Here is a 25,121-nt window from a genome sequence, read left to right as displayed (position 1 = left end):
GGTATGGCCGCTCCCCTGGCCCCGGCGGCGACGGAGGCGCACGCCGTCCCGGTGCCGCGGTTCGATTACCTTCCGGTCGCCCTGTTCGGCTCCGTGATGGGGCTGACGGGCCTGAGCGTCGCGTGGCGCCTCGCCGCGGCGCGGTACGGCCTGCCCGCCCTCGTCGCCGACGCGATCGGCTGGGGCGCACTCCTCACCTTCCTCGCCCTCGCGCTGGCCTACGGCGCGAAGGCGGTTACGGCCTGGCCGGCGGTGACGGCCGAGTTCCACCATCCGATCGCCGGCAACCTGTTCGGCACCGTCCTGATCAGCCTGCTGCTCCTGCCGTTCGTGCTGCACGACCTCAGCCCGGCGCTCGCGGCCGCGGCCTGGATCGTCGGCACGGGCGGCATGGCCCTGTTTGCCGTCCTCATCGTCAGCCGCTGGATGGGCAGCCGCCAGCAGCTCGCCCACGCGACGCCCGCCTGGATGGTGCCGGTTGTCGGCCTCCTCGACATCCCGCTCGCCGCGCCCGCACTGGGCCTGCCCCACACGCAGACGCTGGCGATGGCCGCGCTAAGCATCGGCCTGTTCTTCGCCGGTCCGCTCTTCACCCTGGTCTTCGCCCGCCTCGTCTTCGAGGAGCCGCTGCCGCCGGCCCAGCGGCCGACGCTGATGATCCTGGTCGCGCCCTTCGCCGTTGGCTTTTCCAGCTACACGGCGACCTTCGGGCGGATCGACGCCTTCGCCGAGGCGCTGTTTCTCGTCGGCCTGTTCATGTTCGTGGTCCTTCTCGGCCGCCTGCGCGACCTGCCGCGCTGCTGCCCGTTCCGCGTCTCGTGGTGGGCGGTGAGCTTCCCGCTCGCTGCCATGGCAGTTGCGGCCCTGCGCTACGCCGAACACGTCCGCGCGGTCCCCGCCGACATCCTGGCGCTGGCGCTGCTCGCGCTGGCCACGGCCGGCATCGCCGCGCTCGCAACCCGAACCCTCGTCGGCATCGCCCGCGGCGAGCTGCGCCGGCTCGCTGGCTGATACGACCTTTCTTCGCGCAACCGCCAACCGCATGACGGAGGCAAGCGCTCTCTCGTCGCGGTCCAGCCCGAGACCGCGGAATCGGCGGGACGCCATGGTCCGGCCGGCTTTCCGGGAGAAACGCGTCACGATTCGTCCCAGTCGTCGCTCGCACTGAGCCGCCGGCGATTGCCGCACCGCAACATTTGTGTATGTGGCGGGCGCTCAACGACGAGAGGCGCAGGCAGGACCATGCCGGGCACGGACAGCTTCACCCTTCAGGATCAGGTCAACATCGTCCTGGCCGAGAATATCGCGCCGTCGGCGGTCGAGGTCCTCGCGCGGGCGAGCCTCCACCACGTGCGGCGCCTGCCGCGCGCGATCGGCTCGGCGGATGCCGATGTGCTCGCCGGGGCGCATGTCCTCGGCATCCGCTCGCGCACGCAGGTGACGACCGGCCTGCTCGACGCCGCTCCGGCCCTTGTCGCGGTCGGCTGCTTCAGCGTCGGCACCAACCAAGTCGATCTGGAAGCGGCCCGCGCTCGCGGCATCCCGGTCTTCAACGCGCCCTTCTCCAACACCCGCAGCGTCGCCGAACTGACGATCGGCGAGATCGTGATGCTGCTGCGCCGCATCACGCCCCGCTCGGCCTCGGCACATGAAGGCGGCTGGGACAAGTCGGCGGAGAATTCCTACGAGGTCCGCGGCAAGACGCTCGGCATTGTCGGCTACGGCAATATCGGCGCGCAGCTCTCGAACCTCGCCGAGGCGATGGGCATGCGGGTGATCTTCTTCGATCTCACCGACCGGCTGCGCCACGGCAACACGGAGCCGGCCGACAGTCTCGACGCGTTGCTCGCCGCCAGCGACGTGGTGAGCCTGCACGTGCCGGAGACGCCGCTCACCCACGGGCTCATGAGCGCCGAGCGCATCGGCCGGATGAAGCCCGGCGCCTACCTCATCAACAACAGCCGCGGCACCGTGGTCGATCTCGACGCGCTCGCCGACGCGCTCAAGGAGGGCCGCCTGCGCGGCGCGGCGGTCGACGTGTTCCCCGTGGAACCGCGCTCCAACGACGAGCGCTTCGTCTCGCCGCTCCAGGGCATCCCGAACGTGATCCTCACGCCGCATATCGGCGGCTCGACCGAGGAGGCGCAGGATCGCATCGGCTCCGAGGTCGCGCGCAAGCTCGTCGATTACGTCGAGACCGGTTCGACGCTGGGTGCCGTCAACTTCCCGCAGGTGCAGATCCCGCCGCGCATCGGCGGCGTGCGCTTCCTGCACGTGCACCGGAACGTCCCCGGCGTGCTCGGCCACGTCAACCAAGCCTTCGCCCGGCGCGGCGTCAACATCGCGTCGCAGTACCTTCAGACCGAAGGCGAGTTGGGCTACGTCGTGGTGGAAGCCGACGCCGCGCCCGCCGATCGGGCCGGCATCCTCGCCGAGCTCGACGCCATCGACGGCACCGTGCGCACCCGCCTGATCCAGGCGCGGATCGCCTAAGGAATCCTTCGAGCCATGAGCGCGACCGGTCTCCCCCCCGATCTTCTCGCCCGTCTCGACGGTCTGCTGGGACCGGGCGGTCTGCTGACGGACGAGGCCGATTGCGCGCCCTTCGCCATCGACTGGCGCCGACTGTTCCCGGGCCGGCCCGCTGCCGTGGCGCGGCCGTCGAGCACGGCGCAGGTCGCTTCGGTCGTCGGCCTCTGCCGCGAGGCCGGCATCGCCCTGGTGCCCCAGGGCGGCCATACCGGGCTCGCGGGCGGGGCCACCCCCGACGCGTCGGGGCGCCAACTCGTGCTCTCGCTGGCGCGGATGAACGCGGTCCGCGCCATCGATCCGGTCGGCCTCACGATGGAGGTCGAGGCGGGCTGCGTCGTGCAGGCGGTGCAAGCGGCGGCCGAGGCCGCCGGGCGGCTGTTCCCGGTGAGCTACGGCGCGGAGGGCTCGGCGATGGTCGGCGGCATGATCGCCACCAATTCCGGCGGCATCAACGTGCTGCGCTACGGCATGACCCGCAACCTCGTGCTCGGTCTCGAAGTCGTGCTCGCCGACGGCAGCGTCGTCGACGGCCTGCGCGCCTTGCGCAAGGACAATGCGGGCTACGATTGGAAGCAGCTCTTCATCGGCAGCGAGGGGACGCTCGGCATCGTCACCGCGGCGGTGCTGCGCCTCGTGCCCCGACCGCGCCACACCGAGACCGCCCTGATGGCGGGTGCCCGACCCGGAAGCGGCGCTCCGGGTGCTGGCCGCCGCGCAGGACGGCCTCGGCGACACGATCCAGGCCTTCGAGCTGATCTCGCGTTGCTCCTTCGACCTGCTGGAGCGCTATGCCGGCCTGCCGAGCCCGCTGCCGCCCTCCCCCTGGTGCATCCTGCTCGAAGCGGGATCGAGCCTTTCCGGCCTGCGCGACGCGGTCGAAGGCACGCTGGGCGAAGTACTGGAGCGGGGCGACGCCGTAGACGGCGTGCTCGCCGAATCGAAGGCGCAGGCTGCCGGTCTCTGGGGTCTGCGCGAGCGCATCACCGAGTGCGAGGCGCACCAGGGCAAGTCGGTCAAGCACGACGTCTCGGTGCCGATCCCGGCGATCCCGGCCTTCTTGGAGGCCGCCGACCGAGCCTTGGCCGAGGGCGCGCCGGGCACCGTCCCGAACGTGTTCGGCCACATGGGCGACGGCAACCTGCACTACAACGTGCTGATCGGGCCCGAGCACGACAGCGCCGCGATCAACCGGCTCGTGCACGACGTGGTCGATCGGTTCGCCGGCAGCATCTCGGCCGAGCACGGCATCGGCCAGTACCGCGTCGACGAGCTGGCGCGCCGCCGCCGGCCCGAGGAGATGGCTTTGGCGCTTCGCCTGAAGCGGGCGCTCGACCCGGACGGCCTGCTCAATCCGGGTAAGGTTCTGCGGGTCTGATCCTGGGGATGCTCGAGAGGTTGTCCTCGGCGAGGCCGAGGCGGCTGAGGAGTGCGGTGCCGTTGATGCCGCCGTGCGGGCGTTTTGATTTGTAGCGGAACAGGAAGGCGGGCCGCTCCACGCGGTCGAAGCGGCCGAGCTGGCTGCTCGTCCCCATCGCTGACATTTCTTCGAGCCAATGTCCGGGGAGACCGGCTTCGCGTCCGTCGCAGGCGGCTCGACGTTCCGGTCTACCGTATGCGTACCGCCGCACCGGATCAGACGCCTTCTCGTTCACGACACGTCGGTCAACCAACAAACAACTCGTACCGTCCTTCAACGCGTCGGCCGTTCGGTCGAGACCGACGGTGACGGGGAGCGACGAAGCTCGACATTTCCGATTGATCTTTCTCCGGCATCCGAGGTTTCCCGGCCATCAAGGCGTGACCGACGCGTCGGCGCCGAGCCGGGCGTATCGCGAGGGAGGATGCACGACAGACGAGCCACCCATCCGTTCTGACCGTCGGAGAAGATCCAGCGGAGCCGAGCGCTCAAAAACCATCGCGTTTTGATCGCCACCAATAAAGAAGAAGAACTCGCCTTGTAAGCAAGGCGTGAATAATAAAACGCGTAGGTATCGTTGTATTAGGGCGATGACAAACAATTTAGGTCGACATCTCATCGTCTTTCTTGCGGAGAGAACGAATATCGGCCAGCCTTAATCCCCGAAGATACGAACGGTGATGGACGGAAGGCTGCCCGCGCGGGATGGTTCAGGTATTTCATCCAGGAGCGGATACGGTCGCCCGCGTCGTTCTTGCCTCGATCGGCGCTGCGCCGGTCCTGGCCGTGGGGCTCGCCTACGCGCTTTGGCGCTCGCCCTACGCGACGGCCCAGGACGTGACCCGCGAACAGCCGGTTCCCTTCAGCCATGAGCACCATGTTGGTGGCCTCGGGATCGATTGCCGCTACTGCCACACCTCCGTCGAGAAGGCGGCCTTCGCCGGCATTCCCCCGACTGAGACCTGCATGAGTTGCCATTCGCAGGAATGGACCAACGCACCGATGCTTGCGCCCGTGCGCCAGAGCCTCGCCGAGGAGAGACCGCTCCAGTGGAACCGCGTTCACAACCTGCCGGCCTATGTCTACTTCAATCATTCCGTACACGTGGCCAAGGGCGTTGGTTGCTCGACTTGCCACGGCGAAGTCCAGACCATGAAGCTGATGCGGCAGGCCGCGCCGCTCACCATGGGCTGGTGCCTCGACTGCCACCGCGATCCGGCGCCGAACCTGCGTCCGCATGAGGCGGTGTTCGATATGGAACTGGAAGCCGCCGGCCGATCAGGCGGCGATCGGCGCGCGCTTCATGGAAGAGCGCCACATCAAGTCAGCCGAGCGGCTGAGCGAGTGCTCGATATGCCACCGCTGACCCCGCCCTCGCGGCGCGAGGCGCTGCAGCTGCTCGGAGCAGGCATCACGCTCGCCGCGGGCGGCTGTTCGAAGCCGGTCGAAGAGATCGTGCCCTATGTCCGTGCGCCCGAGCAGCTTCTGCCCGGCGTACCGGTGCGCTACGCCACGACTCTGTCCTTGAGCGGCTGGGCCCGCGGGGTCCACGCCATCGCCGTCGACGGACGGCCGATCAAGATCGAAGGCAATCCGCTCCATCCCAGCAGCCTGGGGGCGACCGACGTGTTCGCCGAGGCCGCGATCCTCGACCTCTACGATCCCGACCGCTCGCGTACGGTGACCGAGCGCGTCAACGGCATCGCCTCCTGGGACATGTTCGAGCGCGCTCTAAGCGGGCCGCTTTCCACCGTGCGCGGCGAGCGTGGACGCGGCCTGCACCTTCTGACCGGCCGCGTCACCTCGCCGACGCTCGCCCGCCAGATCGATGCCCTGCTGCAGGCCCTGCCGGAGGCGGTCTGGCATGTTCACGAGGCGATTGATGAGGCGAATGCCGAGCGGGGAGCCGAACTCGCCTTCGGCCGCCCCTTGCGGGCCCTGCCGCGGCTCGACCGGGCCGAGACGATCCTGTGCGTCGGCGCCGACCCGCTCGGCGCCGGGCCGGACCAGATCCGCCTCGCGGGCGCCTTCGCCGAGCGCCGCCGCGATCCGGCCCGGTTCGGGCGCCTCTACGTGGCCGAGTCGGCGCTGACGCTCACGGGCGTCAAAGCGGATGCGCGGCGCGCCGTGACGCCGCTCGAACAGGCCGCGATCCTGACGAGCGTTGCCAACGCGCTCGGTGCCGGCTTGGCCGCGCCCGATCTGCCGGAGGCGGCCCGCCGCTTCGCACAGGCGGCCGCCGCCGATCTGACGGCGCATCAGGGTCGCGCTCTGGTGCTCGCCGGCCCCGCCCTCCCGCCGGAATGGCACGCGCTGACCCACTGGATCAACGCGCGCCTTCGCGCGCCGGTCGATGTCATTGCGCCGCCCGACCGGATCGAGGGCCGCAGTCCGGCGACGCTCGCCGATCTCGCCCAGGCGCTCGACCGCGGCAGCGTGACCTGCCTCGCCATCCTCGGTGGCGATCCGGTCGCGACGGCACCGGCCGACCTCGATCTTGCCCGGCGCATCGCCCGCGCCCGCTTCAGCGTCCATGCCGGCTTGCACGGCGACGAGACCGCGGGAGCGACCCACTGGCACCTGCCTCTGACGCATGAGTTGGAGAGCTGGTCGGATCTTCGCGCCACGGATGGCACGGTCAGCCTCGTCCAGCCGCTGCTGCGCCCGCTCTACGATGGGCGCTCGCTCCACGAGATCCTTCCGCTGTTCACCGGCCGCAGCGCGACGTCGGGCTATGCGCTCGTGCGCGAGACATGGCCGGGAGCGCGGCGGCGCCGATTTCGAGGGCTGGTGGCGCCGCAGCCTGCATGACGGCGTCGTCGCCGACAGCGCTGCGCCCATCGTCGATCCCGGCGAGCCGCGCCTGCCGACCCTTCCGGAGACCCGCCAGGCCGAGGGGCTGACGGTCGAGCTGCGTCCCGACCCGTGCCTCTGGGACGGGCGCTTTGCCAACAATGCGTGGCTTCAGGAATGCCCGAAGCCGATCTCGAAGCAGGTCTGGGGCAACGCGCTCGCACTCTCACGCGCGGAAGCCCGGCGACGCGGGCTCGAGGCCGGCGATGTGGTGCGCGCGAGCGCGGGGGGAAACGCGATCGAGGTGCCGGTCATCATCGAGTCCGGCGTCGCCGAAGGGGTCGGCGTGCTGACACTCGGCTACGGCCGCGAGCGGGCCGGCGCCATCGGCAACGGCATCGGCGCGAACGCCTACGGGCTGGTGACGCAGGCGTCGCCTTGGCTCGTGACTGGCGTCGATCTCGCGAAATCCGACCGAACCGAAACGATCCTGCGGACGCAGAACTACGTCGAGATCGAGGGCGAAACCAAAAAGCTGTTTCGGCAGATCGATCTGGCCGCGCTGGCGAGTGCCGAGCCGAAGGGCATCGGCGCGGATCAGCCGTCCCTGCTCGATCCGTGGAAGGGCGATGCCGATGGCCATGCCTGGGCGATGGTGATCGACACCGATGCCTGCATCGGCTGCAACGCCTGCGTCGTCGCCTGCCAGTCCGAGAACAACGTGCCCGTGGTCGGGCCGGAAGAGATCGCGCGGGGCCGGATGATGCATTGGCTGCGGGTCGATATCTACGACGAGGGCAGCCCGGAGGCGCCACGCGCCGGGTTCCAGCCCGTGCCCTGCATGCATTGCGAGCACGCCCCCTGCGAGCCGGTCTGCCCCGTCGCGGCCTCGGTCCATGACGGCGAGGGCCTGAACCTTCAGGTCTACAATCGCTGCGTCGGCACCCGCTTCTGCGAGGCGAACTGCCCTTACAAGGTCCGCCGCTTCAACTTCTTCGGCTATGCCGACGGCCAGCCCTACGCCAATCTCGGCGCGGAATCGGTGAAGGCCCAGCGCAACCCCAACGTCACCGTCCGCGCCCGCGGCGTGATGGAGAAGTGCACCTACTGCATCCAGCGCATCGCCACCGAGCGGCAGGCGGCCGAGCGCGACGGGCGCGAGATGGGCGCGGTCGTCACCGCCTGCCAATCCGCCTGCCCGACGCGGGCGATCCGGTTCGGCGACCTCGCAAAGTCCGGCAACGCCATCACTGAACTGCGCAAGGACCCGCGCCACTACGCGCTGATGGAGGAGCTGAACACCCGCCCGCGCACGACCTACCTCGCGAACCTTCGCTCCCCGAACCCGGATCTGAAGGAGGATCGCGCGTGAGCGGGCATGCCCAGCCCCATCGCTGGATCGCCCGCGAGCGTCTCGGCTATGGCGAGATCTGCGCCGCGGTCGCTGATCCGATCCAGAGGCGCGGGCCGGGACGGGCCTGGGTCATCGCCTTCCTCGGCGTGCTGCCGCTGGTGCTCGCCACCATGATCGCCATCGGCGCGGTGCTCACCGTCGGCATCGGCCTCTCGGGGGTGAACACCACGGTGGTGTGGGGCTTCTCGATCGCCAACTACGTCTGGTGGATCGGCATCGGCAATGCTGGAACGCTGATCTCCTCGATGCTGCTGCTGACGCGCCAGCACTGGCGCGCCTCGATCAACCGTTTCGCCGAGGCGATGACGCTGTTCGCGGCGGCCATCGCCGGCATCTTCCCGATCATCCATCTCGGGCGGCCGCTCTACTCGTATTGGCTCGCGCCCTACCCAAACACCATGGATCTCTGGCCGCAATGGCGCTCGGCGCTGGTCTGGGATTTCTGGGCGATCCTCAGCTACCTTCTGTTCTCCCTGATCTTCTGGTTCACCGGATTGCTGCCCGACCTCGCGACCATGCGCGACCGGGCGCAGTCGCACTTCGGCCGGCGGCTCTACGGCGCGCTGGCGCTGGGCTGGCGCGGCTCGGCGCGGCACTGGGCGGTCTACGAGACCTTCCACAAGACCATGGCGGCTCTGGCCGTTCCGCTGGTCTGCTCCGTCCATTCCATTGTCGGCCTCGACTTTGCCGCGAGCCTGATGCCCGGCTGGCAGGAATCGATCTTCCCGCCCTACTTCGTCGTCGGGGCGATGTATTCGGGCTTCGCCATGGTGGTGGTACTGGCCATCATCATCCGCTGGGGCCTGAACTTGCAGGCGGTGATCACCCCGGCCCATTTCGACGCCATGGCGAAGGTGATGCTGTTCGCCTCGATCGTCATGACCTTCTCCTACGCGACGGAGTGGTTCATGGGCTGGTATGGCGGCGATCACGCCGACCGCGCCGTGATCGCCTACTTCTTCACCGGCGACTATCGCTGGCTCTACTACAGCCTGTTGTTCTGCAACTGCCTCGTGCCGCAGGCGCTCTGGTTCGCCCAGGTGCGCCTCAACCTATGGGCGCTCGCGATCATCTCGATCGTGATCAATCTCGGCATGTGGCTCGAGCGCATTCTGATCGTCTGGAACACGCTCTCGCACGGCCACGCCGTGAGCCTGTGGCGGACCTATCACGTCAGCTTCTACGACGTGGTGATCCTGATCGCGCCGCTCGGGCTGTTCGCCTTCGGCTTCCTCGTGCTGGCGCGGATCTTCCCCATCGTCTCCATCCACGAGGTCAGCCAGCTCGCCCACGATGAGGGCGCGGCGCGAGGGGGGACGGCATGAGCGCCCCGCTGCTCGCCGAGTTCGACAACCCCGACGCGCTGGTGCGGGCGATGCGGCTGGCCGCCGCCGACGGCCACCGCGCGCTCGACGCCTTCACGCCCTTCCCGGTGCCGGATCTCACGAACGCTTTCGCGCCGCCACGCAACCTCGTGCGGCCGGTGATGGCTTTGGCAGGCTTCGGCGCGGCGGCGGCGATGTACGCCCTGCAATGGTACTCCTCCGTGATCGATTACCCGTTGAACACGGGCGGGCGTCCGCTGCATTCTTGGCCGGTCTTCCTGCTGGTGCCGTTCGAATTCGGCGTGCTGATCGCGGCGATCACGGGCCTCATCACCCTGTTCTGGGCCTGCGGGTTGCCGCGCCTGCACCATCCGCTCTTCGCGATCCCGCAATTCGAGCGCGTGAGCCAGGACCGCTTCCTTCTCCTCGTCGCGTCGAAGGACACCGATGCGACGGCGCTTCGCGAGAGCCTGGAGCGGGCCGGCGCCCTCCTGGTCGCGGAGATGCACCCGTGAGGCGCGCCCTCCCCCTGCTGCTGCCGCTGCTGGCGACCCTCGGCGCCTGCGAGGACCAGTCGATGCGCCAGCAGGCGCGTTACGAGGTCTACGGCAAGGCCCCGCTCTTCCCCGATCACGCGGAGGCGCGGCGTCCGCCCGAGGGCACGGTGGCGATCGGCGCGCTCGAACGCGAGACCGCCCTGCGCGAGCCACCGGCCGTGGATGCGGCGCTGCTGGAGCGCGGGCGCCAGCGCTACGACGCGATCTGCACGCCCTGCCACGGCTATACCGGCCACGGCGACGGCATGGTGGTGCAGCGCGGCTTTCCCGCCCCGCCTTCCTATCACGAGGACCGCCTGCGGGCGGCGCCGGCCGCCTACTTCGTCGATGTCATCACCCGCGGCTACGGCGTGATGTACGCTTACGCCAACCGGGTCGAGCCGCGCGACCGTTGGGCGATCGCCGCCTATATCCGCGCGCTGCAACTCTCGCAGGGCGCCCGCGTCGCCGAGGCGCCCGGTCTCGCGGAGAAGCTGCCGTGAGCGATGCCCTGTTCCGCAGCTGGCTGCTGGCCTGGATCGTGTGGAGCGCGGTGCCTTTCGGTGCCCTCGTCCTCGTGATGATCCATACGGTAACCGGGGGACGCTGGGGCGAGGTTCTCGCTCCGGTGCTGCGGCCGGCGACCGCCCTCGTGCCGCTCGCCGCCATCACCTTCCTTGGTGTCGCCCTTGGGCTTCACGCCGCCTATCCCTGGGCCGCGGGCACCGGCGCCAAGCCGGACGTGCTGCGCCTCTACCTCGATCCGACGCTGTTTCTCGTCCGTGCGGCCGTAACCCTGCTCGGCTGTTCGGCGCTCGCCGGGATGTTCCTATCCGGACGCGCCGGCACGCTCGTCGCCGCCCTCGGTCTCACCTTCTACGGCCTGACCATCAGCCTCGTCTCCGTCGACTGGATTCTCTCGGTCGAGCCCGGCTTCAACGCCTCGGCCTTTCCCGCTGACGTCGCGCTTCATCACATCCTCGCGGCGCTCGCCTTCGCCGCTCTGGTCAGCCCGCCGAGCCTCGATGCGCGGGGCGCCTCCGACCTCGCGGGCCTTATGCTCGCGACGCTCCTCGGCGTGATCTACCTCGAGCTGATGTCCTACATCGTGGCGTGGTACGGCGACCTTCCGCCCAAGGCGGCGTGGTATCTCAAGCGCGGCGCGAGCCCTTGGGGCGGCGTCCTAATAGCGAGCCTGATCCTCGGCGGGATCCTACCCTTCCTCGCCCTGCTCTTCTCCGCCGTTCGGAACAGTCCGGCGCTGATGCGCGGGGTCGGGCTGCTCGTGCTGGTCGGCGTGGCCGTGCACTTCGCCTGGCTCGTTCTCCCGGCTTACGGCGATGAGGCCGGCTCCGCCGCCGCGGCGACCGTGGTCGCCCTCGTCGTGCTGGTACTCCTGTCCCGCTTCGCCTCTCGGCTCATCATCCGGCGTGCCGGGAGACTCCGTCATGTCTGACGCGGCGCGCGGTCAACTCCATACGCGGGTCCACGACGATGTCGTCGGCCATGCTCCACCCGGCACCGAGGCGCCCGATATCCGGCTCAAGCCGCTGCTGCTGACCGGCCTGTTCATCGTCGTCTTCACCGCCGTCACCATCGGCGGGCTTCGGTACTACTATAACCGCCAGGGCCTCGGCCCCCTGGTTCAAACGGCGCGGATGTTTCCGGCGCCCCGGCTTCAACAGAGCCCGGCGGCCGACCTCGCGGAAATGCTCAGGGATCAGCGGGCCAAGCTCGACGGTTACGCCTGGATCGACCGCGCGAACGGGATCGCCCGAATGCCGATCGAGGAGGCGATGCGACGCCTCGCGGCGCGCGACAACGCGGCCTACGCGGCCCCGCTCCAGCCGGAGCGTATGCCCGCGCTCGGCAGCCGCGGCGGTGCGTCGAGCCGCGTTCTCTCGCCCGGCGCCGGGCCGGGCGCGGTCAGCACGCCCGTGAGCACGGGACCGGGGATAGGCGCGCGCTGATGCTCGATACCCTGATCCCCGCCTTCCTGCGACCGGAATCGGCCTCCGTTCAGGCGGCGAAGGTCGATACGATCTTCGTCGGCCTCCTGCTGATCTCCTCGGCCATCGTCCTGCTCGTGGTCGGGCTGGTCCTGACCTTCGCCATCCGGTTCCGCCGCGGCTCCCCGGCCAAGCGCGGCGAGATGCCGAGCGTCGTTTCCCGCGAATTCGAGATCGGCTGGACCGCCGCGACGCTGTTCATCTTCGTCTTCATCTTCTGGTGGGCGGCCTCGGTGGAGATCGTCGCCTTCTCGCCGCCGAAGGATGCCATCGAGATCCACGTCGTCGGCAAGCAATGGATGTGGAAGACACAAGGGCCGAGCGGCACGCGCGAGATCAACGAGCTGCACGTCCCGGTCGGCGCGCCGGTGCGCCTGCTTCTCACCTCGCAGGACGTGATCCACTCGTTCTACGTCCCGGCCTTCCGCCTGAAGCGCGACGCCCTGCCCTACCAGCAGACCGAGACGTGGTTTCAGGCGACCAAGACCGGCACCTATCACCTGCTATGCACCGAGTATTGCGGCACCGACCACTCGCGCATGCTGGGCCGGGTGATCGTGATGGAGCCGCAGGACTACGCGCAATGGCTCACACGGCAGCCCGAGCGGGACGGCCTCGCCGAACTCGGCGAACGGCTCTTCTCCGCGCGCGGCTGCTCCGGCTGCCATAACGCCGGTTCGAAGGTGCACGCGCCCTCGCTCGCCGGGATCTGGGGACAGTCGGTGCCGCTGGAAGGCGGACGCATGGCAAGCGTGGATGAAGCCTATATCCGCGACTCGATCCTCCAACCGCAGCGCGATGTGGTCGCCGGCTACGAACCGATCATGCCGAGCTACGAGGGCAAACTCTCCGACGGCGAGATCCAGGCGCTCACCGCCTATATCCGCCACGGCACCGATCGGTTCGACCTGATCGGCTCGCTCAACCTCGCGACCGCGCAGAACATCTGCGCGCCCGGCCAGACCCCGCAGGACGGCGCCGCGAACCAGACCCTGCGCAGCCCCGCCATGGTGCCCGGTGCGCCCGCTTCGGGAGAGACGCCGCAATGACGCATCATTCCCCTTCCGCAGGAAGCCTCTGATGAGCGGCGCCTCTTCCGATGCCTCGACGCTGGCCAATCCGCGCGAATTGGATCTCGGCCTGCCGGTCAGCTATCTCGGCGAGGGCCATTCCGTCGCCTCCTGGCTGTTCACCACTGATCACAAGCGCATCGCGATCCTCTACGCGCTGTCGATCACGTTCTTCTTCTTCATCGGCGGCGCGGCCGCCACCCTGGTGCGGCTGGAGCTGTTCACGCCGCAGGGCGACGTCGTCGGCGCCGACACCTACAACAAGCTGTTCTCGCTGCACGGCATCGTCATGGTGTGGTTCTTCCTCATCCCGTCGATCCCGACGACGATGGGGAACTTCCTGCTGCCGCTGATGATCGGCGCACGCGACCTCGCCTTCCCCAAGCTCAACCTGATCTCGTGGTATCTCAACATGGCCGGCGGGCTGCTGACGCTCGCCGCCGTGCTGGCGGGGGGCATCGACACCGGCTGGACCTTCTACGTCCCCTACTCGACTGTATTCTCGAACACTTTCGTCACGCTCGCCGTGCTCGGCGTGTTCGTCTCGGGCTTCTCGACCATCGCCACGGGGGTGAACTTCATCGCCACGGTGCATTACCTGCGAGCGCCCGGCATGACGTGGTTCCGCCTGCCGCTCTTCGTCTGGTCGATGTACACGACGAGCCTGATCTTCGTGCTCGCCACGCCGGTGCTGGCCCTGACGCTGGTCCTCGTCATCGCCGAGCGCACCTTCAACCTGCCGATCTTCGATCCGGCGCGGGGCGGTGACCCGATCCTGTTCCAGCACCTGTTCTGGTTCTACTCGCACCCGGCCGTCTACATCATGATCCTGCCGGCGATGGGCGTGATCTCGGAGGTCATCACCTGCTACGCGCGGCGGCGCATCTTCGGTTACTCGTTCATGGTCTACGCCCTGGTAGCGATCGCGGTAATCGGCTTCTTCACCTGGGGCCACCACATGTTCACCTCGGGCATGTCGCCGTTCGCTGCCCTGGTCTTCTCGTTCCTCTCCTTCATCGTGGCGGTGCCATCGGCGATCAAAGTGTTCAACTGGACCGCCACGCTCTACCGCGGCCAGATCGGCTTTGAATCGCCGATGCTCTACGCGCTCGGCTTCCTCGGCCTGTTCACCATGGGCGGGCTGACCGGCCTGTTCCTGGCTTCCGTGCCGATCGACGTGCACGTGCAGGACACCTACTTCGTCGTCGCCCATTTCCACTACATCATGGTCGGCGCCTCGGTCTCGGCCTACTTCGCCGGCCTGCATTTCTGGTGGCCGAAGGTGACGGGGCGGATGTATCCGGAGAGCTGGGCGCGGTTTGCCGCGCTGCTGATGTTCTTCGGCTTCAACCTGACTTTCTTCCCACAATTTATCGCCGGCTATCTCGGCATGCCGCGGCGCTACTACGCCTATCCGCCGGAGTTCCAGGTCTGGAACGTGCTCTCCTCCTCGGGCGCGGCCGTGCTCGCGGTGGCCTACCTCATGCCGCTCGGCTACCTCACCTGGTCGCTGTTCTATGGCAGCCGTGCCCTCAACGACCCGTGGAACGCCTCGGGGCTCGAATGGCGCACCACGTCTCCGCCGCCGCGCCAGAACTTCTTCGGCAACCCGGAAGTTCTCGGCCGCCCCTACGATTATCACCCCGAGAGCGCGGCGCCGGCCGAGGACGATCGCATCGCCGAGCAAGGAGCGCTGACGTGAGCCCGGGCGGTGACATCACGCCGACGACCACCGCCGGCCGCCATCTGCGCGAGCCCTGGGACGGGCTCAGGCTGCCGGAGACCGGCGCTTTCGCGTATCAGCGCGCCGGTGCCACTTTCGGGATGTGGGTCTTCCTCGCCAGCGAAGTGCTGTTCTTCGGCGCGCTGTTCCTGCTCTACACGGTACTGCGCCTTGAGCACGCGACGGACTTCGCGACCGCTGCCCACGAGACCAACATCGTCTACGGCACCCTCAACACCGCGCTGCTGCTGACCAGCGGGCTGACCGCGGCGATCGCCGCGCAGGCTTCCGAGCAGGACGGATTGCGCCGCCTCACCCTGATCTGCCTTGGGGCGACCGTCCTGCTCGGTCTTGCCTTCCTGGTGGTCAAGGGCCTCGAATACCGCGAGGATATCGAGAAGCATCTCGTGCCCGGCGCTGATTTCGCCCTGAAGGCACCGGCCACGCAGCTCTTCTTCGGCTTCTACTGGCTCTCAACCTCGGTCCACGCGATCCATCTGTCGATCGGCATCGGCCTCATCGTCCGCCTCATCTGGCGAGAGTGGCGCGCACCAGGCTTCCTGCTTGCGAGCCCGCAAGTGGAGGTGGCGACACTCTACTGGGGGTTCGTCGACATGGTCTGGATCTTCCTCTACCCGATGCTCTACCTCGATGGGCGGAGCGCGTGAGGGCGCGTCTTCGGACAAAGGCCGGCGCGATCTGGCTGCGCGGCCTCGTCGTCTGGCTTCTGCTGCTGGGGCTCCTGACGGCAAGCCTGCTCGCCGCCTACCGCCTCAAGGCCCCCTGGGCTTCAGCCGTGAACTTCGGCCTCGCCGCGACGCAAGCCGGCCTGGTCGCCCTGCTGTTCATGCGCCTGAACCGCGCCGACCACCTTGTGCGTCTCGCCGCCCGCCTGCGGCCTGTTCTGGCTCGCGATCCTGTTCGCCTTGACGCTGACCGACACGCTGAGCCGCCTCGCCAACACCTGACATCTCGTGTGCGAGGGCGAGCAATGATTGCTCTCATTTGGTCGACCTGGCCGAACGACGTCCGCCGCGACGTCAGCGCCGGTGCCTCGTGTGGCCCCGCTTCGTCGGTTCCTGATGATGATCATCACCTTGACCCGACCATTATCTTGGACCGAGTCAGTTGCGAGGCTGGTGCATGGTAGCTGCCATGGGTTGCCGAACGCTCCATCCGGGAAGGTGACAGGTGCGGGCGGCCGATCGCCGAGCGACGAGTGCAGTCGAACGCAATCCTGGTGCGATGTACTGGATCTGCGCACCAGCTTTTGCGGCCCATTTGCCGGGTGCCTTCGAGATCATCTGAAGGTCATTGTCGCAGCGGATGTGTTCCGGGATGCGGTGCAGGCACAGGGCGTCGGCTAGTGCCTTGATCACGCCGACGCTGTTGATGTGCCGTGCCGCCTTCAGCCGAAGGCAGGCCCGGCTGTGCTCTTCGATCGGCGTCAGGTTTCGCAAGAGGCGGGAACGCTTGCGGCAGTTTAGTTCGGGATCAGCTCTCGTGCGGGCCCACCCGCCTCCTGGCCCCGTCCGCGGGCATAGGGCGGCAGGGCGGGGTTGTTGGCGTTGGCGGAGTCGGTGTCGCTCTCGAAGAACTCGTCGCGCGGCATTGCGCCGGCCGTCCAGGCGGAGACGATTGACGACGTGCAGCTCCCTGCACAAGCCTGAGCCGGCGCGACGGACTTTGCACTTGCACCCGTGGTGACCGCGGCAAGGGCACCGACGGCGGTGAACAGGACGAGAGCGGTGTGCTTGATGTTGTACATGTCAGATTCCTCTGGTTCGCTGCCGAACACTTCGATCGGACCGGCAACGACCTGACAGACGCGATCTTCCGCGAAATATTCCGGGCTCGGTCCGAAAAAACTTTGGTTTCGTCATCTGACATCCGTCAGGGCATACGACCCAAAAAAATCCAGGCTGGCCCCGGAATAAACCTCGGGAAACGGCGTCTCTGTCCCCGTACCGTCGCCGGGCGCACTTGCCGCGGGCGGATCGGTCGAACGAAGTCCGCGCGTGTCAGGAGGATGGCCGTGAGCGATATGATCCGCCTCATCGAGCCGCTCATTCCGGCTCTGCGCCGCTATGCCCGCGCGCTCCTGCACAACCCGACCGATGCGGACGACCTCGTCCAGGATTGTCTGGAGCGCGCCATCGGCCGGTGGCATCAGCGCCGGGCCGACGGGGACGTGCGCACCTGGCTCTACGCCATTCTTCATAATCTCGCCGTCAGCCAGATGCGCCAGCGCGCGCGCCGCGGCTCGTCCGTGGCCGTCGAGGATGCGCCGGAGGCGACTTTGGCCGTCGCCCCGAACCAGGACGACGGCCTGCTCCAGCGCGACGTGAGGGCGGCTCTCGACGCTCTACCGGAGGAGCAGCGCGGCGTACTGCTGCTCGTGAGCGTGGAGGGGCTCTCCTACGCCGAGGCGGCGCAGGTGCTCGCCATCCCCATCGGGACCGTAATGTCGCGCCTGTCGCGCGCGCGCGACCGGATGATCCAGCTCATCGACGGTGAGAGCGCGTCCGCTCCCGTCAAGCGTCCGCTGCTCAGGAGGGTGAAGTGACCATGCGCCCGATTACCGAGGACGACCTGCAGGCGTTCGTCGACGAGCGCTTGGAAGCGGCGCGCAAAGCCGAGGTCGAATCCTATCTCACTCGCCATCCCGATCTCAGCCGACGCGTCGAGCGCATGCGCGCACTCGGTGACGACCTGCGCGGAGCCTTCGGCCCGGTGGCCGCCGAACCCGTTCCGGCCCAGCTCAACCTTGCACACCTCGTCGAGGCACGACAGCGCCCGCGTCTGCCCACCTGGCAGGCTGCGGCCGCTGCCGTCCTGCTCGCGCTCGGAGGTTTGGGCGGCTGGGGTCTTCGCGGAACGCTGTCTTCGCCGATGACCGGGGTCGATGCCTTGGCCCAGGAGGCGAGCGCGAACTACGCCGTCTATGCCCCCGACCGCCTGCGCCCGGTCGAACTCGCGGCGAGCGACAGCGACGAACTCGCCCGCTGGTTCTCTGCCCGGCTCGACCGCCGTGTCGGCGTGCCGGACCTGACTTCCTCCGGCTACCGGCTGATGGGCGGACGGCTCGTTGCCACGCCGCACGGTCCGGCAGGTCTGCTGATGTATGACGACCATCATGGCACGCGCCTCGTCATGCTGATGCGGCCCATGGCCCAGCCGGGCGATGCGCCCATGCGTGAGCACCGGTCTGGGTCGGCCGCCGGCTACGCCTGGGCTCAGGACGGGCTCGGCTACAGCCTCGTCGGCGCACGCGATCCGGCCGTGCTTCATCCCCTGGCCAACGAGATCCGCCGCACGACCGCGACGAACACCTGAGGCATCCATGACCCTGCTGCACCACCTGACCGGGGCTCCTCCCGGAATGACCACGCGCGCCCTGATGCTGCGCCTCGCCGGCATCGGCGCGGTGCTCGCTGGAACGGCCGGAGCCTTCACCTATGCGGGCGGCTGGTTGTCACCGGACGCACTGACCCCGGCGCGCATCGTCGACCGCTTCGAGCAGGTGAACGGTCCGCATCCCGGCTTCCGGCGCAACCATGCCAAGGGCCTGTGCGTGGCCGGCACCTTCGCCAGCAACGGAGCAGGAGCCCGTCTCTCGAAGGCCAGCGTGTTCTCGGCGGGGCGCGTGACGCGGGTGGAAGGACGGGTCGCGCTCGCGGGCGGGCAACCCTACGCGGCCGATGCGGCGGCTACCGTGCGCAGCCTCGCCCTGCGCTTCCGGCTGCCCGAGGGCGAGGAGTGGCGCACAGGCATGAACAACATCCCGGTCTTCCCGGTCCGCACGCCGGAGGCCTTCTACGAGCAGTTGCTCGCCGCCAAGCCGGATCCGGCCACCGGCAAGCCCGACCCTGACCGCCTGAAGGCGTTCTTCGCCCTGCATCCTGAGAGTGCGAAGGCCGCGGCCTTGATCAAGGCGCGCACGATCACCGCCGGCTTTGCCGACAGCACCTTCCAGAGCCTGAACGCCTTCCGGTTCGTGGCGAGCGATTTCCGTACGACACCGGTGCGATGGGCTTTCGTGCCGGAGCGGCGGCCGGAACCGGGATCCGCCGCGCAGGAGGCGAAGGCTGACAGGAACGTCCTGTTCGACACTCTCGCGGCCGAGCTTCGGCAGGAGCCGCTGCACTGGCACCTTGTCGTGACCCTGGGTCAGGCAAGCGACGCCACCGACGACGCGACTCTGCCTTGGCCCGCCGACCGCGAGCGCGTGGACGTGGGCACGCTGACCCTCACCGGCGCGGCGCCGGAGGACGCCGGCACTTGCCGGGACATCAACTTCGATCCGCTCGTCCTGCCGGACGGCATCGCCCCCTCCGACGATCCGCTGCTGAGCGCCCGCTCGGCGGCCTACGCCCGATCCTTCACCCGGCGCGCCGGTGAGGAAAAGGTGCCCAGCGCCGTGGCCGGCACATCACCGGATGGAGCCTCACTGTGACGGACAGCACCCGCTTCAACCTGCCGGCACGCCTGCTCCACTGGAGCATGGCGGCACTGATTCTGACTATGCTGCTGATCGGCGTCGCGATGGTGACGTCGCTCGCCGACTACCACGCGCTGGTCGCGTTGCACCGTCCGCTCGGCCTCCTGATCCTGCTCCTTGCCATCCTGCGGCTCGCGAACCGCTGGCGTCGTCCACCGCCGCCCCTGCCGCGGGATCTGCCGGTCTGGCAGCGCCGGGCCGCGCATGCCTCACACATCGTCCTCTACGGGCTCATGCTGGCCATGCCGCTCGTCGGGTGGGCGATGCTCTCGGCGGCCCGCTACCCCGTGACGCTTGTCGGGCCGTTCGTGCTGCCGCCGATCCTGCCGCAAAGCCCGATGGTCTACGCGTGGTTACGTGAACTCCACACCGTGCTGGCCTACGGGCTGTTCGCCACGATCCTCGCTCATATCGGAGCGGCGCTGCTGCATGCGCTGATCCGGCGTGATGGTGTCTTCGCGAGCATGGCCTTCCGGTCAGGGGTTCGCTCGCCTGCGACGCCGCGAGCAGGGACCTGAGCGCACCTCGGTCTGGACCTGCGCAGCCCTGCAGAGGCCGGCCGAGGGCAGCTTCATGACCTCCAGCTCGATGCCGTGCTTGCGCGCGGCCGTGGCCGGCTTTTCGCCGGTGTCGCCCTGATCGATGAAGGTGAGCAGCAGGGCCGCCTGTCCCAGGTCGAGGCTTCTCGACGCCTCGGGCGCCTGCCAGGAGCGGCAGGCCGCTTGGCCGTCAGGGACGCGCAGAAGAAGAGCGGCGAACCCGGAATCGGGGTGATCCTGATGCGATTCTTATAAGATCGCATTCCTTTCCCTCTCGAACCCTAACGCGGTTCCCGTCCACATTCGGGATCGGTCCAGGTCAGCCGCGGGGCACCCGCGGCCGGCGGACCGAACGGATACGGACACACCATGCTCGACATCGTCTTCCTACTCGGAGGCCTCGCCTTCTTCGGCCTGGTCGCCGGCTATGCCGCGCTCTGCGAGCGTCTCTGAGGCAAGCCGCCATGACCCTCGACCTCGCCCTCGGCGCCCTCGTGACCACCGGGCTCCTCGTCTACCTCACCTACGCCCTCGTCCGCCCCGAGCGGTTCTGAGCGGCCCCAGGACGAACCTCCATGACACTCAACGGCTGGATGCAGATCGCGCTGTACGGCGCGGTCGTGCTGGCGCTCGTGCGGCCACTCGGCGGGTACATGACCCGCGTCTTCGACGGCGAGCGCACGCTTCTCTCGCCCACCCTCGCCCCGATCGAGCGCGGGCTCTATCGCGTCTCCGGCATCGACCCGCGCCAGGAGCAGACCTGGCTCGCCTATGCAGGGGCGATGGTCCTGTTCAACGTCGCCGGCTTCGTCCTGCTCTACGCGCTCCTGCGCCTGCAGGCGCTGTTGCCGCTCAACCCAGCCGAGCAGGCGGCGGTGGCACCGGACCTCGCCTTCAATACCGCGACGAGCTTCGTCACCAACACCAACTGGCAGTCCTACGGCGGCGAGACCACTCTGTCTTACCTCAGCCAAATGCTGGGGCTGACGCACCAGAACTTCGTCTCGGCGGCATCGGGCATGGCGGTGGCGGTCGCGCTGATCCGCGGCTTCGCCCGGGCTTCGACAAAGACGCTGGGCTCCTTCTGGGTCGATATGACCCGCGCCACCCTCTACGTGTTGCTGCCACTCTGCACCGTGCTGGCCCTGTTCTACGTGTCCCAGGGCATGCCGCAGACCCTCTCGCCCTACGTCGAGGCGACGACGCTGGAGGGCGCGAAGCAGACCATCGCGGTCGGGCCGGTGGCGAGCCAGGTCGCCATCAAGATGCTGGGGACCAACGGCGGCGGCTTCTTCAACGCCAACGCCGCGCACCCCTTCGAGAACCCGACGGCGCTCTCGAACTTCCTGCAGATGCTCTCGATCTTCGTGATCGGCGCCGCGCTCACCAACGTCTTCGGCCGCATGGTTGGGGACGAGCGGCAAGGCTGGGCGATCCTCACCGCGATGGGCCTGCTCTTCATCGCCGGCGTCACCGTGACCTACTGGGCCGAGGCCAACGCCCACGGCGTCCTGTCCAATTTCGGCCTGACCGGCGGCAACATGGAGGGCAAGGAGGTCCGCTTCGGCATCGCCGCCTCGGCGCTGTTCGCGGTGATCACGACAGCCGCCTCCTGCGGTGCGGTCAACGCCATGCATGACAGCTTTACTGCGCTGGGCGGGCTGATTCCGCTGCTCAACATGCAGCTCGGCGAGGTCATCATCGGCGGCGTCGGCGCCGGCCTCTACGGCATGCTGGTCTTCGTCGTGGTCGCGATCTTCGTGGCCGGCCTGATGGTCGGACGCACCCCCGAATATCTCGGCAAGAAGATCGAGGCGCGCGAGGTGAAGATGGCGATGCTCGGCATCCTCTGCCTGCCGCTGATGATGCTGGGCTTCACGGCTTTTGCCACGGTGGTGCCGGCCGGTCTTGCCGGGCCCGCGAATGCCGGCCCGCACGGTTTCTCGGAGATCCTCTACGCCTGCACCTCGGCGGCCGCCAACAACGGCTCGGCCTTCGGCGGGCTGACGGCCAACGCGCTGTTCTACAACACGACGCTGGCCATCGGCATGCTCGTCGGCCGCTTCTTCGTGAAGATCCCGGTTCTGGCCATCGCCGGCTCGCTCGCCGCCAAGAAGCGGCTCCCGGCCTCCGCCGGCACTTTCCCGACCCATGGCGGGCTGTTCGTCGGCCTCCTCGTCGGGGTTGTACTGATCATCGGCGGCCTGACCTTCTTCCCGGCGCTGGCGCTGGGCCCTGTGGTCGAGCACTTCGCTGGGGCGGCGGGCCAGACCTTCGGGACCGGAGGCTGAGATGCCGCGCCCTGTCCCGAACCGGCGCATGCCGCGCCATCACCCGATGCTGCACCACCGGGCCCACGGCGCCGAGGCCAGGCCCGTACGCACCTCGGACCTCGTGCTGGCTCTCCTCGGTGTGGCGCTGCTCGGCGGCCTCGCCCTCGCCGCGACCTTCACCCTGGCTGCCGGTGCGACTGCCCCCTGAACCGGCAAGGCCCGGCCTCGCTCGCCGGGCCTCCTCGCCCTCTCCGGACACCCGAACCCATGTCCCGCAAGTCCTCATCGCTGTTCAGCGCCGCCCTGGTCGGGCCCGCTTTTCTCGGCTCCGTCAGGAAGCTCGACCCCCGCGCCATGACCCGCAACCCGGTCATGTTCGTGGTCGAGGTCGTGGCGGCCCTGACCACCGTGCTGTTCGTCCGTGACCTCGTTACCGGAGGCAGCGACCTGTTCTTCTCCGGCCAGATCATCCTCTGGCTCTGGTTCACCCTGATCTTCGCCAACTTCGCCGAGGCGCTGGCCGAGGGCCGCGGCAAGGCCCAGGCTGACAGCCTGCGGCGGACCCGCACCGAGATGACCGCCAAGCGGCTCACCGGCCGGGGCCGGGCCTACGAGACCGTGCCCGGCACCAGCCTCAAGGTCGGCGACGTGGTGCTCGTCGAGGCCGGCGACCTCATCCCCTCGGATGGCGAGGTCATCGAGGGTTTGGCCTCCGTGAACGAAGCGGCCATCACGGGCGAGTCGGCCCCGGTCATCCGCGAGTCGGGCGGCGACCGCTCGGCGGTGACGGGGGGGACGCAGGTGCTCTCGGACGAGATCAAGGTCCGCATCACGGCCGCAGCCGGATCGACCTTCGTCGACCGCATGATCGCCCTCGTCGAGGGCGCCGCGCGCCAGAAGACCCCGAACGAGATCGCGCTCAACATCCTGCTCGCCGGGCTGACCATCGTGTTCGTCTTCGCGGTGGCGACCATCCCGAGCTTCGCCAGCTATGCCGGCGGCTCGATCCCCATGATCGTGCTGGTCGCGCTGTTCGTGACTTTGATCCCGACCACCATCGGCGCGCTCCTGTCCGCCATCGGCATCGCCGGCATGGACCGTCTGGTCCGCTTCAACGTGCTCGCCATGTCGGGCCGCGCCGTCGAGGCCGCCGGCGACATCGACACGCTGCTCCTCGACAAGACCGGCACGATCACGCTCGGCAACCGCCAGGCCACCGCGTTCCGCCCCGTCCGTGGTGTCCCCGAGCAGGATCTGGCCGACGCGGCGCAGCTCGCCTCGCTGGCCGACGAGACGCCCGAAGGCCGCTCCATCGTCGTGCTCGCCAAGGAGACCTACGGCATTCGCGCCCGCGACATGGCCGGGCTGAACGCCACCTTCGTGCCCTTCACCGCGCAGTCGCGGATGTCGGGTGTGGACCTTGAAGGCTCGTCGATCCGCAAGGGTGCGGTCGACGCCGTCATCGCCTCGGTCTCCGCGCCGCCGATGGCCACCCGCGGCTCCAGTGTGGCCCTCGCCTACCGCCCGGCCGCCGAGACCGAGGTGGTGGCCGAGATCCGGGCCGTCGCGGAGGAGAGATCGCCAAGGCCGGCGGCACGCCGCTCGCGGTGGCCAAGGACGGACGCCTGCTTGGCGTCGTTGCCCTGAAGGACATCGTGAAGGGCGGGATCCGCGAGCGCTTCGCGGAGCTGCGCCGCATGGGCATCCGCACGGTGATGATCACGGGCGACAATCCCATGACCGCCGCCGCCATCGCCGCGGAGGCGGGCGTGGACGACTTTCTCGCCCAGGCGACCCCCGAGGACAAGCTGGCGCTGATCCGGCGTGAGCAGGCCGAAGGCAAGCTCGTGGCGATGTGCGGCGACGGCACCAACGACGCGCCGGCGCTGGCTCAGGCCGATGTCGGGGTTGCCATGAACACCGGCACGGTGGCGGCGCGCGAGGCCGGCAACATGGTCGATCTCGACTCCGACCCGACGAAGCTCATCGAGATCGTCGGCATCGGCAAGCAGTTGCTGATGACCCGCGGTGCCCTGACGACGTTCTCCATTGCCAACGACGTCGCCAAGTATTTCGCCATCATCCCGGCGATGTTCCTGACGCTCTACCCGCAGCTTCAAGCACTCAACGTCATGGGGCTGGCCTCTCCGCAGAGTGCGATCCTCTCCGCCATCATCTTCAACGCCCTCGTCATCGTCGCGCTGATCCCGCTCGCCCTGCGCGGCGTGACCTACCGCCCGGTCGGCGCGGCCTCGCTCCTGCGGCGCAACCTGCTGATCTACGGCCTCGGCGGCATCCTCGTGCCCTTCGTGGCCATCAAGGCCATCGACCTCGCCGTCACCGCCCTCCATCTCGCTTGAACGACAGGTCCCGGAGACCTCCCATGCTGAACCAGCTTCGTCCCGCCCTCGTGCTGCTCGTCGCGCTGACGGCGGTCACGGGCCTCGCCTACCCCCTTGCCGTCACCGGGATCGCCGGGGCGCTCTTCCCGGCCAAGGCTGCCGGGAGCTTGATCGAGCGCGACGGCACGATCGTCGGTTCCAGCCTGATCGGCCAGAGCTTCACCGGCGAAGGCTACTTCCATGGCCGGCCCTCGGCCACCACCGCCGCCGATCCGGCGGATGCTTCCAAGACAGTGCCGGCCCCCTACAACGCGGCCAACTCCGCCGGCTCGAATCTCGGGCCCACGAGCGCGGCGCTGGCCGAGCGCGTGAAGGGTGACCTCGCCGCGCTGAAGGCCGAGAACCCGGGCCGGCCTGTGCCGATCGACCTCGTCACCACGAGCGGCTCAGGTCTCGACCCCGACGTCTCGCCTGAAGCCGCCCTGTTCCAGGTGCCGCGTATCGCCCGGGACCGCAATCTGCCCGAGGATCGGCTCCGCGACCTCGTCGCCGGTCAGGTCCACGGCCGTACCCTCGGACTGCTCGGCGAACCGCGCGTCAACGTGCTCGCGCTGAATCTTGTCCTGGACGACCTCACCAAGCGCTAA

The 25,121-nt window shown here is 68.7% G+C and carries 20 protein-coding genes and 6 pseudogenes; 23 read left to right on the top strand and 3 right to left on the bottom strand.

From position 1 onward, the window contains the following. The first annotated feature begins 3 nt into the window (after nucleotides 1-3). The 3 genes and pseudogenes from M2437_RS07235 to M2437_RS07225 all read left to right on the top strand — a co-directional run bounded on the left by M2437_RS07235 (nucleotide 4) and on the right by M2437_RS07225 (nucleotide 3,907). Nucleotides 4-1,011, top strand: coding sequence for an SLAC1 anion channel family protein (locus M2437_RS07235; protein ID WP_253386963.1), 1,008 nt, complete (start codon nucleotides 4-6; stop codon nucleotides 1,009-1,011). Nucleotides 1,012-1,242: 231 nt separating this feature from the next. Then, complete coding sequence (serA, locus tag M2437_RS07230; RefSeq protein ID WP_003605631.1) at nucleotides 1,243-2,493, top strand: phosphoglycerate dehydrogenase; 1,251 nt, start codon at nucleotides 1,243-1,245, stop codon at nucleotides 2,491-2,493. Nucleotides 2,494-2,508: 15 nt separating this feature from the next. After that, nucleotides 2,509-3,907: pseudogene (locus M2437_RS07225) on the top strand (FAD-binding oxidoreductase). Here M2437_RS07225 and M2437_RS07220 read toward each other — a convergent pair. Beyond that, complete coding sequence (locus tag M2437_RS07220) at nucleotides 3,879-4,064, bottom strand: hypothetical protein (protein WP_253389697.1); 186 nt, start codon at nucleotides 4,062-4,064, stop codon at nucleotides 3,879-3,881. The pseudogene M2437_RS07225 and the gene M2437_RS07220 overlap by 29 nt on opposite strands. Before the next feature lie 590 nt (nucleotides 4,065-4,654). On the opposite strand from M2437_RS07220, the pseudogene M2437_RS07215 reads away from it, so the two are divergent. From M2437_RS07215 to M2437_RS07165, 11 genes and pseudogenes are all read left to right on the top strand, one after another. Then, nucleotides 4,655-5,315 (top strand): annotated as a pseudogene (locus tag M2437_RS07215) (cytochrome c3 family protein). Then, nucleotides 5,303-8,114, top strand: a pseudogene (locus M2437_RS07210) (4Fe-4S dicluster domain-containing protein). The pseudogenes M2437_RS07215 and M2437_RS07210 overlap by 13 nt, the downstream one beginning before the upstream one ends. Further along, a complete protein-coding gene (gene nrfD, locus M2437_RS07205) occupies nucleotides 8,111-9,481 on the top strand; it encodes an NrfD/PsrC family molybdoenzyme membrane anchor subunit (RefSeq protein WP_253386960.1) in 1,371 nt (456 codons plus the stop codon). The pseudogene M2437_RS07210 and the gene nrfD overlap by 4 nt, the downstream one beginning before the upstream one ends. Then, nucleotides 9,478-9,996: a DUF3341 domain-containing protein gene (locus M2437_RS07200; RefSeq protein WP_253386959.1), complete on the top strand. Its 519-nt coding sequence runs from the start codon at nucleotides 9,478-9,480 to the stop codon at nucleotides 9,994-9,996. Before nrfD ends, M2437_RS07200 begins: the two co-directional genes overlap by 4 nt. Continuing rightward, nucleotides 9,993-10,520 carry a c-type cytochrome gene (locus M2437_RS07195; protein WP_253386958.1) on the top strand — a complete coding sequence of 176 codons (528 nt, stop codon included), beginning with the start codon at nucleotides 9,993-9,995 and terminating at the stop codon, nucleotides 10,518-10,520. Before M2437_RS07200 ends, M2437_RS07195 begins: the two co-directional genes overlap by 4 nt. Then, nucleotides 10,517-11,473, top strand: coding sequence for a hypothetical protein (locus tag M2437_RS07190; RefSeq protein WP_253386957.1), 957 nt, complete (start codon nucleotides 10,517-10,519; stop codon nucleotides 11,471-11,473). The genes M2437_RS07195 and M2437_RS07190 overlap by 4 nt, the downstream gene beginning before the upstream one ends. Next, entirely contained in the window at nucleotides 11,466-11,987 is a 522-nt protein-coding gene (locus M2437_RS07185; protein ID WP_253386956.1) for a hypothetical protein, read from the top strand. Before M2437_RS07190 ends, M2437_RS07185 begins: the two co-directional genes overlap by 8 nt. Next, complete coding sequence (coxB, locus tag M2437_RS07180) at nucleotides 11,987-13,075, top strand: cytochrome c oxidase subunit II (protein ID WP_253386955.1); 1,089 nt, start codon at nucleotides 11,987-11,989, stop codon at nucleotides 13,073-13,075. The genes M2437_RS07185 and coxB overlap by 1 nt, the downstream gene beginning before the upstream one ends. 31 nt (nucleotides 13,076-13,106) lie before the next feature. Further along, complete coding sequence (gene ctaD / locus M2437_RS07175; RefSeq protein ID WP_147019323.1) at nucleotides 13,107-14,798, top strand: cytochrome c oxidase subunit I; 1,692 nt, start codon at nucleotides 13,107-13,109, stop codon at nucleotides 14,796-14,798. Then, nucleotides 14,795-15,487 carry a cytochrome c oxidase subunit 3 gene (locus tag M2437_RS07170; protein ID WP_253386954.1) on the top strand — a complete coding sequence of 231 codons (693 nt, stop codon included), beginning with the start codon at nucleotides 14,795-14,797 and terminating at the stop codon, nucleotides 15,485-15,487. The genes ctaD and M2437_RS07170 overlap by 4 nt, the downstream gene beginning before the upstream one ends. Continuing rightward, a pseudogene (locus tag M2437_RS07165) lies at nucleotides 15,484-15,787 on the top strand (cytochrome C oxidase subunit IV family protein). Before M2437_RS07170 ends, M2437_RS07165 begins: the two are co-directional and overlap by 4 nt. A gap of 156 nt (nucleotides 15,788-15,943) precedes the next feature. On the opposite strand, the pseudogene M2437_RS07160 reads toward M2437_RS07165, so the two are convergent. Both M2437_RS07160 and M2437_RS07155 read right to left on the bottom strand, forming a co-directional pair. Beyond that, nucleotides 15,944-16,285 (bottom strand): annotated as a pseudogene (locus tag M2437_RS07160) (IS3 family transposase); the annotation flags it as partial. A 17-nt stretch (nucleotides 16,286-16,302) separates the two neighbouring features. Continuing rightward, nucleotides 16,303-16,587, bottom strand: a complete 285-nt coding sequence (locus M2437_RS07155) for a hypothetical protein (RefSeq protein ID WP_056501026.1) — start codon at nucleotides 16,585-16,587, stop codon at nucleotides 16,303-16,305. A gap of 267 nt (nucleotides 16,588-16,854) precedes the next feature. Between M2437_RS07155 and M2437_RS07150 the strand changes: the two genes are divergently transcribed. The 9 genes and pseudogenes from M2437_RS07150 (at nucleotide 16,855) to M2437_RS07110 (ending at nucleotide 25,121) form a co-directional block, all read left to right on the top strand. Further along, nucleotides 16,855-17,385 (top strand): sigma-70 family RNA polymerase sigma factor, encoded by a 531-nt coding sequence (locus M2437_RS07150; protein ID WP_253386953.1) that lies wholly within the window; start codon nucleotides 16,855-16,857, stop codon nucleotides 17,383-17,385. A gap of 2 nt (nucleotides 17,386-17,387) precedes the next feature. Then, nucleotides 17,388-18,155, top strand: coding sequence for an anti-sigma factor family protein (locus M2437_RS07145; RefSeq protein WP_253386952.1), 768 nt, complete (start codon nucleotides 17,388-17,390; stop codon nucleotides 18,153-18,155). Between the two features lie 7 nt (nucleotides 18,156-18,162). Continuing rightward, nucleotides 18,163-19,275, top strand: a complete 1,113-nt coding sequence (locus M2437_RS07140; RefSeq protein ID WP_253386951.1) for a catalase family peroxidase — start codon at nucleotides 18,163-18,165, stop codon at nucleotides 19,273-19,275. Next, nucleotides 19,272-19,838 (top strand): cytochrome b, encoded by a 567-nt coding sequence (locus M2437_RS07135; RefSeq protein WP_253386950.1) that lies wholly within the window; start codon nucleotides 19,272-19,274, stop codon nucleotides 19,836-19,838. Before M2437_RS07140 ends, M2437_RS07135 begins: the two co-directional genes overlap by 4 nt. 485 nt (nucleotides 19,839-20,323) lie before the next feature. Beyond that, the gene (locus M2437_RS07130; RefSeq protein ID WP_012778951.1) at nucleotides 20,324-20,413 is read left to right on the top strand and encodes a K(+)-transporting ATPase subunit F; all 90 of its coding nucleotides are present in this window, start codon (nucleotides 20,324-20,326) and stop codon (nucleotides 20,411-20,413) included. Nucleotides 20,414-20,434: 21 nt separating this feature from the next. Continuing rightward, nucleotides 20,435-22,150, top strand: a complete 1,716-nt coding sequence (gene kdpA / locus M2437_RS07125) for a potassium-transporting ATPase subunit KdpA (RefSeq protein WP_253386949.1) — start codon at nucleotides 20,435-20,437, stop codon at nucleotides 22,148-22,150. Nucleotide 22,151: 1 nt separating this feature from the next. Beyond that, nucleotides 22,152-22,340, top strand: coding sequence for a hypothetical protein (locus M2437_RS07120; RefSeq protein WP_253386948.1), 189 nt, complete (start codon nucleotides 22,152-22,154; stop codon nucleotides 22,338-22,340). 59 nt (nucleotides 22,341-22,399) lie between these two features. Then, a pseudogene (gene kdpB, locus M2437_RS07115) lies at nucleotides 22,400-24,492 on the top strand (potassium-transporting ATPase subunit KdpB). A 23-nt stretch (nucleotides 24,493-24,515) separates the two neighbouring features. Further along, a complete protein-coding gene (locus M2437_RS07110; protein ID WP_253386946.1) occupies nucleotides 24,516-25,121 on the top strand; it encodes a K(+)-transporting ATPase subunit C in 606 nt (201 codons plus the stop codon).

The sequence above is a fragment of the Methylorubrum pseudosasae genome, assembly GCF_029504475.1.
GTDB classification, from domain to species: domain Bacteria; phylum Pseudomonadota; class Alphaproteobacteria; order Rhizobiales; family Beijerinckiaceae; genus Methylobacterium; species Methylobacterium extorquens.
This window is presented reverse-complemented; position numbering and strand designations above follow the sequence as displayed.

Bases quoted from the DNA above. Each gene is read 5' to 3' on its own strand.
- kdpA (WP_253386949.1), top strand. From the start codon at position 20,435: ATGACACTCAACGGCTGGATGCAGATCGCGCTGTACGGCGCGGTCGTG.
- M2437_RS07145 (WP_253386952.1), top strand. From the start codon at position 17,388: ATGCGCCCGATTACCGAGGACGACCTGCAGGCGTTCGTCGACGAGCGC.
- M2437_RS07120 (WP_253386948.1), top strand. From the start codon at position 22,152: ATGCCGCGCCCTGTCCCGAACCGGCGCATGCCGCGCCATCACCCGATG.
- serA (WP_003605631.1), top strand. From the start codon at position 1,243: ATGCCGGGCACGGACAGCTTCACCCTTCAGGATCAGGTCAACATCGTC.
- M2437_RS07200 (WP_253386959.1), top strand. From the start codon at position 9,478: ATGAGCGCCCCGCTGCTCGCCGAGTTCGACAACCCCGACGCGCTGGTG.
- M2437_RS07220 (WP_253389697.1), bottom strand. From the start codon at position 4,064: ATGGGGACGAGCAGCCAGCTCGGCCGCTTCGACCGCGTGGAGCGGCCC.
- M2437_RS07110 (WP_253386946.1), top strand. From the start codon at position 24,516: ATGCTGAACCAGCTTCGTCCCGCCCTCGTGCTGCTCGTCGCGCTGACG.
- M2437_RS07155 (WP_056501026.1), bottom strand. From the start codon at position 16,587: ATGTACAACATCAAGCACACCGCTCTCGTCCTGTTCACCGCCGTCGGT.
- M2437_RS07235 (WP_253386963.1), top strand. From the start codon at position 4: ATGGCCGCTCCCCTGGCCCCGGCGGCGACGGAGGCGCACGCCGTCCCG.
- ctaD (WP_147019323.1), top strand. From the start codon at position 13,107: ATGAGCGGCGCCTCTTCCGATGCCTCGACGCTGGCCAATCCGCGCGAA.
- M2437_RS07185 (WP_253386956.1), top strand. From the start codon at position 11,466: ATGTCTGACGCGGCGCGCGGTCAACTCCATACGCGGGTCCACGACGAT.
- M2437_RS07130 (WP_012778951.1), top strand. From the start codon at position 20,324: ATGACCCTCGACCTCGCCCTCGGCGCCCTCGTGACCACCGGGCTCCTC.
- coxB (WP_253386955.1), top strand. From the start codon at position 11,987: ATGCTCGATACCCTGATCCCCGCCTTCCTGCGACCGGAATCGGCCTCC.
- M2437_RS07140 (WP_253386951.1), top strand. From the start codon at position 18,163: ATGACCCTGCTGCACCACCTGACCGGGGCTCCTCCCGGAATGACCACG.